At 52.7% G+C, this 12246-nt stretch carries 10 protein-coding genes and 4 tRNA genes; all 14 read left to right on the forward strand.

The features are described from left to right. Nucleotides 1-50 precede the first annotated feature (50 nt). Nucleotides 51-1181: a UDP-N-acetylglucosamine 2-epimerase (non-hydrolyzing) gene (gene wecB / locus FEK43_RS14740; protein ID WP_064530529.1), complete on the forward strand. Its 1131-nt coding sequence runs from the start codon at nt 51-53 to the stop codon at nt 1179-1181. Next, nucleotides 1178-2440 (forward strand): UDP-N-acetyl-D-mannosamine dehydrogenase, encoded by a 1263-nt coding sequence (wecC, locus tag FEK43_RS14745; protein WP_130209394.1) that lies wholly within the window; start codon nt 1178-1180, stop codon nt 2438-2440. Before wecB ends, wecC begins: the two co-directional genes overlap by 4 nt. Nucleotides 2441-2480: 40 nt before the next feature. Beyond that, on the forward strand, nt 2481-3155 hold the full coding sequence (rffC, locus tag FEK43_RS14750) for a dTDP-4-amino-4,6-dideoxy-D-galactose acyltransferase (protein ID WP_131162284.1): 675 nt from the start codon (nt 2481-2483) through the stop codon (nt 3153-3155). A gap of 4 nt (nt 3156-3159) precedes the next feature. Then, nucleotides 3160-4290, forward strand: coding sequence for a dTDP-4-amino-4,6-dideoxygalactose transaminase (gene rffA, locus FEK43_RS14755; RefSeq protein WP_130209398.1), 1131 nt, complete (start codon nt 3160-3162; stop codon nt 4288-4290). A gap of 1 nt (nt 4291) precedes the next feature. After that, complete coding sequence (wzxE, locus tag FEK43_RS14760; protein WP_131162283.1) at nt 4292-5542, forward strand: lipid III flippase WzxE; 1251 nt, start codon at nt 4292-4294, stop codon at nt 5540-5542. Next, nucleotides 5539-6618, forward strand: coding sequence for a TDP-N-acetylfucosamine:lipid II N-acetylfucosaminyltransferase (gene rffT, locus FEK43_RS14765; protein ID WP_135408340.1), 1080 nt, complete (start codon nt 5539-5541; stop codon nt 6616-6618). Before wzxE ends, rffT begins: the two co-directional genes overlap by 4 nt. Further along, complete coding sequence (gene wzyE, locus FEK43_RS14770) at nt 6615-7967, forward strand: ECA oligosaccharide polymerase (RefSeq protein WP_135408342.1); 1353 nt, start codon at nt 6615-6617, stop codon at nt 7965-7967. The genes rffT and wzyE overlap by 4 nt, the downstream gene beginning before the upstream one ends. Nucleotides 7968-7969: 2 nt before the next feature. Then, a complete protein-coding gene (gene wecG / locus FEK43_RS14775) occupies nt 7970-8710 on the forward strand; it encodes a lipopolysaccharide N-acetylmannosaminouronosyltransferase (RefSeq protein WP_135408344.1) in 741 nt (246 codons plus the stop codon). A gap of 190 nt (nt 8711-8900) precedes the next feature. Beyond that, a complete protein-coding gene (locus FEK43_RS14780) occupies nt 8901-10286 on the forward strand; it encodes an amino acid permease (RefSeq protein WP_135408346.1) in 1386 nt (461 codons plus the stop codon). A gap of 102 nt (nt 10287-10388) precedes the next feature. Continuing rightward, nucleotides 10389-10465: transfer RNA gene (locus FEK43_RS14785), tRNA-Arg, on the forward strand. Nucleotides 10466-10523: 58 nt separating this feature from the next. After that, nucleotides 10524-10599: transfer RNA gene (locus FEK43_RS14790), tRNA-His, on the forward strand. Between the two features lie 20 nt (nt 10600-10619). After that, nucleotides 10620-10706: transfer RNA gene (locus tag FEK43_RS14795), tRNA-Leu, on the forward strand. A gap of 42 nt (nt 10707-10748) precedes the next feature. Continuing rightward, a tRNA-Pro gene (locus FEK43_RS14800) sits at nt 10749-10825 on the forward strand. Between the two features lie 146 nt (nt 10826-10971). After that, nucleotides 10972-12207 carry an anaerobic sulfatase maturase gene (locus tag FEK43_RS14805; RefSeq protein ID WP_135408348.1) on the forward strand — a complete coding sequence of 412 codons (1236 nt, stop codon included), beginning with the start codon at nt 10972-10974 and terminating at the stop codon, nt 12205-12207. Nucleotides 12208-12246 lie beyond the last annotated feature (39 nt).

Here is a 12246-nt window from a genome sequence, read left to right on the forward strand (position 1 = left end):
CAGCTGTGGTGAGCGCAAAGGCGCTCGCCGCTTATTCGAAGAGAATCGATGTGAAAGTACTGACTGTATTTGGTACGCGCCCGGAAGCCATCAAGATGGCGCCGTTGGTGCATGCGTTGGCAAAAGATCCTTTTTTTGAGGCTAAAGTTTGCGTCACTGCGCAGCATCGGGAGATGCTCGATCAGGTGCTGAAACTCTTTTCCATTGTACCTGACTACGATCTCAACATAATGCAGCCAGGACAGGGCCTGACAGAGATAACATGTCGGATTCTGGAAGGACTAAAACCTATTCTTGCCGAGTTCAAACCAGACGTTGTGCTGGTTCATGGTGATACTACCACCACACTGGCAACCAGCCTGGCAGCGTTTTATCAGCGAATTCCTGTTGGTCACGTTGAGGCCGGACTGCGCACGGGCGATCTCTATTCGCCGTGGCCGGAAGAGGCTAACCGTACATTGACCGGGCATCTGGCGATGTACCATTTCTCACCAACTGAAACTTCCCGGCAAAATTTGCTGCGTGAAAACGTCGCTGACAGCCGAATATTTATTACCGGTAATACAGTAATTGATGCGCTGCTGTGGGTGCGTGACCAGGTAATGAGCAGCGATACGCTGCGTTCAGAACTGGCGGCAAATTACCCGTTTATCGACCCCGATAAAAAGATGATTCTGGTGACCGGTCATAGGCGTGAGAGCTTTGGTCGTGGTTTTGAAGAAATCTGCCATGCGCTGGCTGAAATTGCTACCACTCATCAGGACATCCAGATTGTTTATCCGGTACACCTTAACCCGAATGTCAGAGAGCCGGTCAATCGCATTCTGGGGCATGTGAAAAATGTCATTTTGATTGATCCCCAGGAGTATTTACCGTTTGTCTGGTTGATGAACCATGCCTGGTTGATTTTGACTGACTCTGGCGGCATTCAGGAAGAAGCACCTTCTCTGGGTAAACCGGTGCTGGTGATGCGCGATACCACCGAACGCCCAGAAGCGGTGACCGCAGGTACGGTACGTCTGGTGGGGACGGATAAGCAACGGATCGTCGAGGAAGTGACGCGTCTTTTAGAAGACGAAGATGAATATCAAACTATGAGCCGAGCCCATAACCCGTATGGTGATGGTCAGGCATGCTCTCGCATTTTGGAAGCGTTAAAAAATAATCGGATATCACTATGAGTTTTGCGACCATTTCTGTTATCGGACTGGGTTATATCGGGCTGCCAACGGCGGCTGCGTTTGCCTCACGGCAAAAACAGGTGATTGGTGTTGATATCAACCAACAAGCGGTTGATACCATCAATCGTGGCGAAATCCATATCGTCGAACCTGATTTAGCGAGCGTGGTAAAAACTGCCGTAGAAGGTGGTTTTTTACGAGCGAGCACGACGCCGGTTGAGGCTGATGCCTGGCTGATTGCTGTCCCAACGCCATTTAAAGGCGATCATGAGCCGGATATGGCCTACGTCGAATCGGCTGCCCGCTCCATTGCGCCAGTGCTGAAAAAAGGCGCGTTGGTGATCCTTGAATCCACCTCGCCGGTGGGTTCAACCGAGAAGATGGCAGAATGGTTAGCAGAGATGCGTCCGGACCTGACTTTCCCGCAGCAGGTGGGTGAGCAGGCGGACGTCAATATTGCTTATTGCCCGGAACGCGTGTTGCCGGGCCAGGTGATGGTCGAGCTGATTAAAAACGATCGCGTCATTGGCGGCATGACGCCAGTTTGCTCGGCGCGCGCCAGCGAACTGTACAAAATTTTCCTCGAAGGTGAGTGTGTCGTCACTAACTCGCGGACGGCGGAAATGTGTAAGCTCACAGAAAACAGCTTCCGCGACGTGAATATCGCTTTTGCTAACGAACTGTCGCTGATTTGTGCCGAGCAAGGAATTAACGTCTGGGAACTGATTCGTTTGGCGAATCGCCATCCACGAGTCAATATTCTCCAGCCTGGTCCGGGTGTGGGCGGTCACTGCATTGCCGTCGACCCGTGGTTTATCGTGGCGCAGAACCCGCAGCAGGCGCGGCTTATCCGTACCGCGCGTGAAGTGAACGATCACAAACCTTTCTGGGTGATTGATCAGGTGAAAGCGGCGGTCGCTGATTGTCTGGCTGCCACTGATAAACGCGCCAGTGAACTGAAAATTGCCTGCTTTGGTCTGGCGTTTAAACCGAATATTGATGACCTGCGCGAAAGCCCGGCGATGGAAATCGCTGAACTGATCGCCCAGTGGCACAGCGGCGAAACGCTGGTTGTTGAACCTAATATTCACCAGTTGCCGAAAAAACTGACCGGGCTTTGCACGCTGGCGCAGCTTGACGAGGCACTGGCGACGGCAGATGTGCTGGTGATGTTGGTAGATCACAGCCAGTTTAAAGCCATTAGCGGCGATGATGTTCAGCAGCAGTATGTGGTGGATACCAAAGGAGTCTGGCGCTGATACTGATTACAGTAAACGACTGTGTTGAGGGAGATAGAGAATGCCCGTCCGCGCCAGTATTGAACCACTAACCTGGGAAAACGCCTTTTTTGGCGTTAACAGCGCCATCGTGCGCATTAGTCCTGACGCACCGCTCCTGACGCCAGGCGTTTTGGCGCCGTGGTCACGAGTACAGGCCAAAATTGCCGCATCCAATACCGAAGAACTAGATGTCCTGCAACAGCTGGGATTCTCGCTGGTCGAAGGAGAAGTGGATTTTGCGCTCCCCGTGATCAACGTCAGTGAAAGCCGTGCGGAAGTGGCTCAAGAAGCAGATATTCCAGTACTACGCCAGTTAGCCCGCGAAGCATTCGCCCAAAGCCGTTTTCGTATGCCGTGGTATGCACCCGATGCCAGTGGTCGCTTTTACGCGCAGTGGATTGAAAATGCCGTGCGCGGCACCTTTGATCATCAATGCCTGGTTTTACGCGCGGCGTCCGGCGAGATTCGCGGCTATGTTTCTCTACGAGAGTTGAATGCCACTGACGCGCGCATTGGTTTACTGGCAGGACGCGGCGCAGGTGCTGAACTGATGCAAACGGCGCTAAACTGGGCGTATGCTCGCGGTAAAACAACATTGCGGGTGGCGACCCAGATGGGCAACACCGCCGCGCTTAAACGATACATACAAAGTGGTGCGAATGTAGAAAGCACCGCGTACTGGTTATACAGGTGATCACATGATTCCATTTAACGCACCGCCGGTGGTGGGCACCGAACTCGACTATATGCAGTCGGCAATGGGTAGCGGCAAACTGTGCGGCGATGGCGGTTTTACCCGTCGCTGCCAGCAGTGGCTGGAGCAACGTTTTGGCAGCGCCAAAGTACTGCTGACGCCATCCTGCACCGCTTCTCTGGAGATGGCGGCGCTGCTTCTGGATATCCAACCGGGCGATGAAGTGATCATGCCGAGCTACACCTTTGTCTCCACCGCCAACGCCTTTGTGCTGCGTGGAGCAAAAATTGTTTTTGTTGATGTTCGCCCGGACACCATGAACATCGACGAAACGCTGATTGAAGCGGCGATCACCGACAAAACGCGCGTTATTGTGCCGGTGCATTACGCGGGCGTGGCCTGCGAAATGGACACCATTATGGCGTTGGCGAAAAAGCATAACCTGTTTGTGGTGGAAGATGCCGCTCAGGGTGTGATGTCCACTTACAAAGGGCGTGCGTTGGGAACCATTGGTCATATTGGCTGCTTTAGCTTCCATGAAACCAAAAACTACACGGCGGGCGGTGAAGGCGGGGCGACGCTGATTAATGATAAGGCGTTGATTGAACGTGCCGAGATCATCCGTGAAAAAGGGACTAACCGCAGCCAGTTCTTCCGTGGTCAGGTTGATAAATATACCTGGCGCGATATCGGCTCCAGCTATTTGATGTCCGATCTGCAAGCTGCGTATCTGTGGGCGCAACTGGAAGCCGCTGAACGTATCAACCAGCAACGTCTGGCGCTGTGGCAAAACTACTACGATGCGTTAGCACCTCTGGCGAAAGCCGGGCGTATCGAGTTGCCGTCGATTCCGGATGACTGCGTGCAGAACGCGCATATGTTCTACATCAAGCTGCGGGATATTGATGACCGGAGCGCGTTGATTAGCTTCCTGAAGGAAGCGGAAATCATGGCGGTGTTCCATTACATTCCGCTGCACGGTTGCCCTGCGGGTGAACGCTTTGGTGAGTTTCACGGTGAAGATCGCTACACCACCAAAGAGAGCGAGCGCCTGCTGCGCCTGCCGTTGTTCTACAACTTGTCGCCCGTCAATCAGCGCACGGTGATTGCGACCTTGTTGAACTACTTCTCCTGATATGTCGCTGGCAAAAGCATCCTTGTGGACGGCGGCCAGTACGCTGGTCAAGATTGGCGCTGGGTTACTGGTTGGTAAATTATTGGCGGTGTCATTTGGTCCGGCAGGACTAGGGTTGGCGGCAAATTTCCGCCAGTTGATAACCGTGCTCGGTGTGCTTGCCGGGGCGGGCATCTTTAATGGCGTAACCAAATACGTTGCCCAGTACCACGATAATCCGCAGCAGCTGCGCCGTGTGGTCGGCACTTCATCTGCGATGGTGCTTGGCTTCTCCACGCTGATGGCGCTGGTCTTTGTGCTGGCAGCTGCGCCAATCAGCCAGGGATTGTTTGGTAATAACGACTATCAAGGGCTGGTGCGTTTAGTGGCGCTAGTGCAAATGGGGATCGCTTGGGGCAACCTGTTGCTGGCGTTGATGAAAGGCTTTCGCGATGCCGCGGGTAATGCGTTATCGCTGATTGTCGGCAGCCTGATTGGCGTTATCGCTTATTATGTCAGTTACCGTTTTGGCGGTTATGAAGGCGCGTTGCTTGGTCTGGCGCTGATTCCCGCGCTGGTGGTAATGCCTGCCGCCGTCATGTTAATTAAGCGTGGCGCTATCCCGTTAAGCTATCTAAAACCCAGCTGGGATAACGGTCTGGCAGGGCAGTTGAGCAAATTTACACTCATGGCGTTGATTACGTCGGTGACCTTGCCCGTTGCGTACATCATGATGCGTAAACTGCTGGCGGCGCAGTATAGCTGGGATGAAGTGGGGATCTGGCAAGGGGTGAGTAGTATTTCCGACGCCTACCTGCAATTTATTACCGCATCGTTCAGTGTATATTTACTGCCCACGTTGTCGCGGCTAACGGAAAAACGCGATATCACTCGGGAAGTGGTGAAGTCGCTGAAATTTGTTTTACCGGCCGTGGCGGCAGCGAGTTTCACCGTCTGGCTACTGCGTGATTTTGCCATCTGGTTACTGTTGTCGAATAAATTTACCGCCATGCGGGATCTCTTTGCCTGGCAGTTGGTCGGCGATGTGTTGAAAGTGGGCGCCTATGTCTTTGGTTATCTGGTGATCGCCAAAGCGTCGCTGCGTTTTTATATTCTGGCGGAAGTCAGCCAGTTCACTTTATTGATGGTATTTGCCCACTGGTTGATCCCCGTGCATGGCGCCCTGGGCGCGGCGCAGGCCTACATGGCAACCTATATCGTCTATTTCTCTCTTTGTTGTGGCGTGTTTTTACTCTGGCGTAGGCGGGCATGACTGTACTGATTCACGTACTGGGATCGGATATCCCTCACCATAACCAAACCGTTCTGCGGTTTTTCAATGACGCGCTGGCCGCGACGAGCGAGCACGCGCGCGAGTTTATGGTTGCTGGCAAGGACGACGGCTTAAGTGATAGTTGTCCGGCGCTTTCTGTGCAATTTTTCCCTGGGAAAAAATCACTGGCAGAAGCCGTTATCGCTAAAGCGAAAGCTAACCGCCAGCAACGGTTTTTCTTCCACGGCCAGTTCAATCCCAAGCTGTGGCTGGCGCTGCTTAGTGGCGGAATCAAGCCCAGCCAGTTTTACTGGCATATCTGGGGGGCAGATCTCTATGAAGTTTCCAGTGGATTGAAATATAAACTCTTTTATCCTCTGCGCCGACTGGCACAAAAGCGAGTGGGCTGTGTGTTTGCCACTCGGGGAGACTTGAGCTTTTTTGCCAAAACGCATCCAAAGGTGCGGGGCGAACTGATTTACTTCCCAACCCGGATGGACCCTTCTCTCAATACAATGGCGAACGATCGGCAACGTGAAGGGAAAATGACCATTTTGGTAGGGAACTCCGGCGATCGCAGCAATGAGCATATCGCCGCCTTGCGCGCTGTTCATCAGCAGTTTGGCGATACGGTAAAAGTCGTGGTGCCGATGGGATATCCACCTAATAACGAAGCGTATATCGACGAAGTTCGTCAGGCGGGGCTCGAGTTATTCAGCGAAGAAAATCTGCAAGTTCTGAGCGAAAAACTGGAATTTGACGCCTATCTGGCGCTACTTCGCCAGTGCGATCTCGGCTACTTTATTTTTGCCCGCCAGCAGGGCATTGGTACGCTGTGCTTACTGATTCAGGCGGGCATTCCTTGTGTGCTTAACCGGGAAAATCCGTTCTGGCAGGATATGACAGAACAGCATTTGCCGGTGCTGTTTACCACTGACGATCTCAACGAAGATATTGTGCATGAAGCGCAGCGCCAGCTGGCGTCGGTGGATAAAAACACCATTGCCTTCTTTAGCCCGAACTATCTGCAAGGCTGGCAGCGGGCGTTGGCTATTGCCTCCGGGGAGGTCGCATGAGCCTGCTGCAATTCAGCGGCCTGTTTGTTGTCTGGCTGCTCTGCACGCTGTTTATCGCCACGCTGACATGGTTTGAGTTTCGCCGCGTGCGCTTTAACTTCAATGTCTTCTTTTCATTGCTGTTTTTGCTGACCTTTTTCTTCGGCTTCCCGCTGACCAGCTTGTTGGTGTTTCGCTTTGATGTTGCCGTGGTGCCACCAGAGATCTTGTTGCAGGCGTTACTTTCTGCGGGGGGATTTTACGCAGTTTACTACGTCACTTACAAAACACGTTTACGCAAACGCGTTGCCGATGCACCGCGCCGTCCAGTCTTTACCATGAACCGCGTGGAAACCAATCTCACGTGGGTGATTCTGATGGCTATCGCGCTGGTGAGCGTTGGCATCTTTTTCATGCATAACGGTTTTTTGCTGTTCCGGCTTAACTCTTACAGCCAGATCTTCTCCAGCGAAGTCTCTGGCGTGGCGTTAAAGCGTTTCTTTTACTTTTTCATCCCGGCAATGTTAGTGGTCTACTTTCTGCGCCAGGACAGTAAAGCATGGTTGTTTTTCCTCGTCAGCACGGTTGCCTTCGGTTTGCTGACTTACATGATTGTCGGCGGCACTCGCGCCAATATCATCATCGCGTTCGCTATCTTCCTGTTTATCGGCATTATTCGCGGCTGGATTTCGTTGTGGATGCTGGCGGCGGCGGGCGTGCTGGGGATTGTTGGCATGTTCTGGCTGGCGCTAAAACGCTATGGAATGAGCGTCAGCGGCGATGAGGCGTTCTATACGTTTCTCTATCTCACCCGCGATACCTTCTCGCCGTGGGAGAATCTGGCGCTGCTGTTGCAGAACTACGACAACATCGACTTCCAGGGCCTGGCTCCAATTGTCCGTGATTTCTATGTCTTTATCCCTTCCTGGCTGTGGCCGGGTCGCCCGAGTATGGTGCTGAACTCCGCCAACTACTTTACCTGGGAAGTGCTGAATAACCACTCCGGGCTGGCGATCTCGCCTACGCTTATAGGCTCACTGGTTGTTATGGGCGGCGCGTTGTTCATCCCGCTCGGGGCGATTGTGGTTGGTCTGATCATCAAGTGGTTCGACTGGTTGTATGAGCTGGGCAACCGCGAAACTAATCGCTATAAGGCTGCGATTCTCCACAGTTTCTGCTTCGGGGCGATCTTCAATATGATCGTGCTGGCGCGCGAAGGGTTGGATTCGTTTGTCTCGCGTGTCGTCTTTTTTATCGTGGTCTTCGGCGCAAGCCTGATGATTGCAAAACTGCTGTACTGGCTTTTTGATAACGCCGGACTCGTTCATAAACGAATAAAATCATCGCTCCGGACGCAGGTTGAAGGATAACAATGAATAACACCACCACGGCACCGACCTATACGCTGCGTGGCTTACAGTTGATCGGTTGGCGTGATATGCAGCATGCCCTCGATTATCTGTTCGCTGATGGGCAGCTTAAGCAGGGAACGCTGGTTGCCATTAATGCCGAAAAAATGCTGACCATTGAAGATAACGTCGAGGTCAGGGAGTTAATTAACGCTGCCGAATTTAAATATGCCGATGGCATTAGCGTTGTGCGGTCGGTGCGTAAAAAGTACCCGCAGGCACAGGTTTCCCGCGTTGCCGGTGCCGATCTCTGGGAAGAAGTAATGGCGCGCGCAGGCAAGGAAGGGACGCCGGTATTTCTTGTGGGCGGTAAACCTGATGTGCTGGCGCAGACCGAAGATAAACTGCGCGACCAGTGGAATGTGAATATCGTTGGCAGCCAGGATGGTTATTTTAAACCCGAGCAGCGTCAGGCGCTGTTTGAGCGTATTCACGCCAGTGGTGCGCAAATTGTCACTGTCGCAATGGGGTCACCAAAGCAGGAGATCTTCATGCGCGACTGCCGCCTGGTGCATCCAGATGCGCTGTATATGGGCGTTGGCGGGACTTATGATGTTTTCACCGGTCACGTAAAACGCGCGCCGAAAATCTGGCAAAAACTGGGACTGGAGTGGCTTTATAGACTGCTTTCGCAGCCGAGTCGCATTAAGCGCCAGCTTCGTTTGCTGCGTTATTTACGCTGGCATTACACCGGCGATCTCTGATTTTCCTCTCTCTGTAAAGCGACGGAGTGGTCACTTCGTCGCCTGCCTGTCTTTTTATTACACAAAGCATTCAAATTTTTAATGCTTTATTTGCCATTTCTCCTGAATTACGAAAACATTCGCAACACTCGATGTACCCATAACGATAACCGGTAACACCGGAAAGCATGCAAACACAACACGAGGATTTATGGCAGATAACAAACCAGAGCTACAGCGTGGGCTGGAAGCTCGACATATCGAACTCATCGCCCTGGGGGGCACCATTGGCGTCGGCCTGTTTATGGGGGCCGCCAGTACCCTGAAATGGGCCGGGCCATCCGTATTGTTGGCCTATATCATCGCCGGGCTGTTCGTCTTTTTCATCATGCGTTCAATGGGCGAAATGTTGTTCCTCGAACCGGTTACCGGTTCGTTTGCCGTCTACGCGCATCGTTATATGAGCCCGTTCTTTGGCTATCTCACCGCCTGGTCTTACTGGTTTATGTGGATGGCGGTGGGGATCTCAGAAATCACCGCCATTGGCGTTTATGTCCAGTTCTGGTTCCCGGAGATGGCGCAGTGGATACCCGCATTGATCGCGGTGGCGCTGGTGGCACTGGCGAATCTGGCAGCGGTGCGGTTGTACGGTGAAATCGAGTTCTGGTTCGCGATGATCAAAGTCACCACGATTATCGTGATGATTGTCATTGGCCTGGGCGTGATTTTCTTTGGCTTTGGCAATGGCGGGCAGTCGATTGGTTTTAGCAATCTCACAGAGCATGGCGGTTTCTTTGCGGGTGGCTGGAAAGGTTTCCTGACCGCATTGTGTATTGTGGTGGCGTCCTACCAGGGCGTGGAGCTGATTGGCATTACTGCCGGTGAAGCGAAGAATCCGCAGGTGACGCTGCGCAGTGCCGTAGGCAAGGTGTTGTGGCGAATCCTGATTTTCTACGTAGGCGCGATTTTCGTTATCGTCACCATCTTCCCGTGGAATGAAATAGGCAGCAACGGCAGCCCGTTTGTACTGACTTTCGCCAAAATCGGCATTACCGCAGCGGCGGGAATTATCAACTTTGTGGTGCTGACGGCTGCGCTCTCTGGCTGTAACAGTGGCATGTACAGTTGCGGACGTATGCTCTATGCGCTGGCGAAAAACCGTCAGTTACCGGCGGCGATGGCGAAAGTTTCCCGTCACGGTGTGCCGGTTGCAGGAGTGGCGGTATCCATTGTTATCCTGCTAATTGGCTCATGCCTGAACTACATCATCCCTAACCCACAGCGCGTGTTTGTCTACGTCTACAGCGCCAGCGTGCTTCCGGGCATGGTGCCGTGGTTTGTGATTTTGATAAGCCAGCTGCGTTTTCGTCGTGCACACAAAGCGGCGATTGCCAGCCATCCGTTCCGCTCAATTCTGTTCCCGTGGGCCAACTACGTAACAATGGCATTCCTGATTTGCGTTTTGATCGGTATGTACTTTAATGAAGATACCCGTATGTCGCTGTTTGTCGGCATCATCTTCATGCTGGCGGTGACGGCGATTTATAAACTTTTTGGCCTTAATCGCCACGGTAAAGCGCACAAACTGGAGAAATAATCAGCAAAGCGCGCAAACCGTAACCAAACGCGCATTTTATTTAAAAAGGGACTAGACAGAGGGGTGGGAAGTCCGTATTATCCACCCCCGCAACGGCGCTAAGCGCCCGTAGCTCAGCTGGATAGAGCGCTGCCCTCCGGAGGCAGAGGTCTCAGGTTCGAATCCTGTCGGGCGCGCCATTTAGTCCCGGCGCTTGAGCTGCGGTGGTAGTAATACCGCGTAACAAGATTTGTAGTGGTGGCTATAGCTCAGTTGGTAGAGCCCTGGATTGTGATTCCAGTTGTCGTGGGTTCGAATCCCATTAGCCACCCCATTATTAGAAGTTGTGACAATGCGAAGGTGGCGGAATTGGTAGACGCGCTAGCTTCAGGTGTTAGTGTTCTTACGGACGTGGGGGTTCAAGTCCCCCCCCTCGCACCACGACTTTAAAGAATTGAACTAAAAATTCAAAAAGCAGTATTTCGGCGAGTAGCGCAGCTTGGTAGCGCAACTGGTTTGGGACCAGTGGGTCGGAGGTTCGAATCCTCTCTCGCCGACCAATTTTGAACCCCGCTTCGGCGGGGTTTTTTGTTTTCTGTGCATTTCATCACTCTCCCTTCGCAATAAACGCCCGTAGTAACTCATTGCCACACGGTATGATTTCGCCCTTAACTTATTGAAGGATGACTTCAGGCAAGGAGCGACCATGCTGCAACAGATTCCAACGCGTGCGTTTCACGTGATGGCGAAACCGAGCGGTTCCGATTGTAATCTGAACTGTGACTACTGTTTTTATCTCGAAAAACAATCCCTTTACCGTGAAAAGCCAGTCACGCATATGGACGAAGACACGCTGGAAGCGTATGTCCGTCACTATATCGCCGCCAGCGAACCACAAAACGAAGTCGCTTTTACCTGGCAGGGCGGTGAGCCAACGCTGATGGGGCTGGAGTTTTACCGCCGTGCCGTAAAGTTACAGGCGAAATACGGTACTGGCAGGAAGGTAAGTAACAGCTTCCAGACTAACGGTGTGCTGCTCGATGACGAATGGTGTGCATTTCTGGCAGAAAATCATTTTCTTATTGGGTTATCTCTGGATGGTCCGGCTGAGATCCACAATCAATATCGCGTGACCAAAGGTGGCAGACCAACGCATAAGCTGGTGATGCGTGCCCTGATGCTGCTGCAAAAGCATCATGTCGACTATAACGTGCTGGTCTGCGTCAACCGCACCAGCGCGCAGCAACCGTTGCAGGTTTATGATTTTTTGTGCGATGCGGGAGTCGAATTCATCCAGTTTATTCCGGTGGTCGAGCGCCTGGCTGATGAAACAGCTGCCCGCGATGGACTGAAACTACATGCGCCCGGCGATATTCAGGGCGACCTGACGGAATGGTCGGTACGCCCCGATGAGTTCGGTGAGTTTCTGGTGGCGATATTCGACCACTGGATCAAACGCGACGTCGGCAAGATTTTCGTGATGAATATCGAATGGGCGTTTGCCAATTTTGTCGGTGCGTCGGGTGCGGTTTGCCATCATCAGCCAACCTGTGGGCGCTCGATGATTGTTGAGCACAACGGCGACGTTTACGCCTGCGATCACTATGTTTATCCGCAATATCGACGGGGAAATATGCTTCAGCAGACCATCGCAGAAATGGTAGATTCTCCGCAGCAGCAGACTTTTGGTGAAGATAAATTTAAGCAGTTACCGGCGCAGTGTCGCAGTTGTAACGTGTTAAAAGCGTGCTGGGGAGGCTGCCCGAAACACCGCTTCATGCTCGATACCAGCGGAAAACCGGGGCTGAATTATTTGTGTGCCGGGTATCAGCGTTATTTCCGCCATCTACCGCCGTATCTTAAAGCAATGGCTGATTTGCTGGCGCACGGTCGTCCGGCCAGCGACATTATGCAGGCGCATTTGATGGTGGTGAATAAGTAAAAAAGCGGCCATTTTGTGGCCGCCTGCGGTTGATTGCCG

Source organism: Escherichia sp. E2562, from assembly GCF_005781075.1.
Lineage (GTDB): Bacteria > Pseudomonadota > Gammaproteobacteria > Enterobacterales > Enterobacteriaceae > Escherichia.

Bases quoted from the DNA above. Each gene is read 5' to 3' on its own strand.
- wecC (WP_130209394.1), top strand. From the start codon at position 1,178: ATGAGTTTTGCGACCATTTCTGTTATCGGACTGGGTTATATCGGGCTG.
- rffC (WP_131162284.1), top strand. From the start codon at position 2,481: ATGCCCGTCCGCGCCAGTATTGAACCACTAACCTGGGAAAACGCCTTT.
- rffA (WP_130209398.1), top strand. From the start codon at position 3,160: ATGATTCCATTTAACGCACCGCCGGTGGTGGGCACCGAACTCGACTAT.
- wzxE (WP_131162283.1), top strand. From the start codon at position 4,292: ATGTCGCTGGCAAAAGCATCCTTGTGGACGGCGGCCAGTACGCTGGTC.
- rffT (WP_135408340.1), top strand. From the start codon at position 5,539: ATGACTGTACTGATTCACGTACTGGGATCGGATATCCCTCACCATAAC.
- wzyE (WP_135408342.1), top strand. From the start codon at position 6,615: ATGAGCCTGCTGCAATTCAGCGGCCTGTTTGTTGTCTGGCTGCTCTGC.
- wecG (WP_135408344.1), top strand. From the start codon at position 7,970: ATGAATAACACCACCACGGCACCGACCTATACGCTGCGTGGCTTACAG.
- FEK43_RS14780 (WP_135408346.1), top strand. From the start codon at position 8,901: ATGGCAGATAACAAACCAGAGCTACAGCGTGGGCTGGAAGCTCGACAT.
- FEK43_RS14805 (WP_135408348.1), top strand. From the start codon at position 10,972: ATGCTGCAACAGATTCCAACGCGTGCGTTTCACGTGATGGCGAAACCG.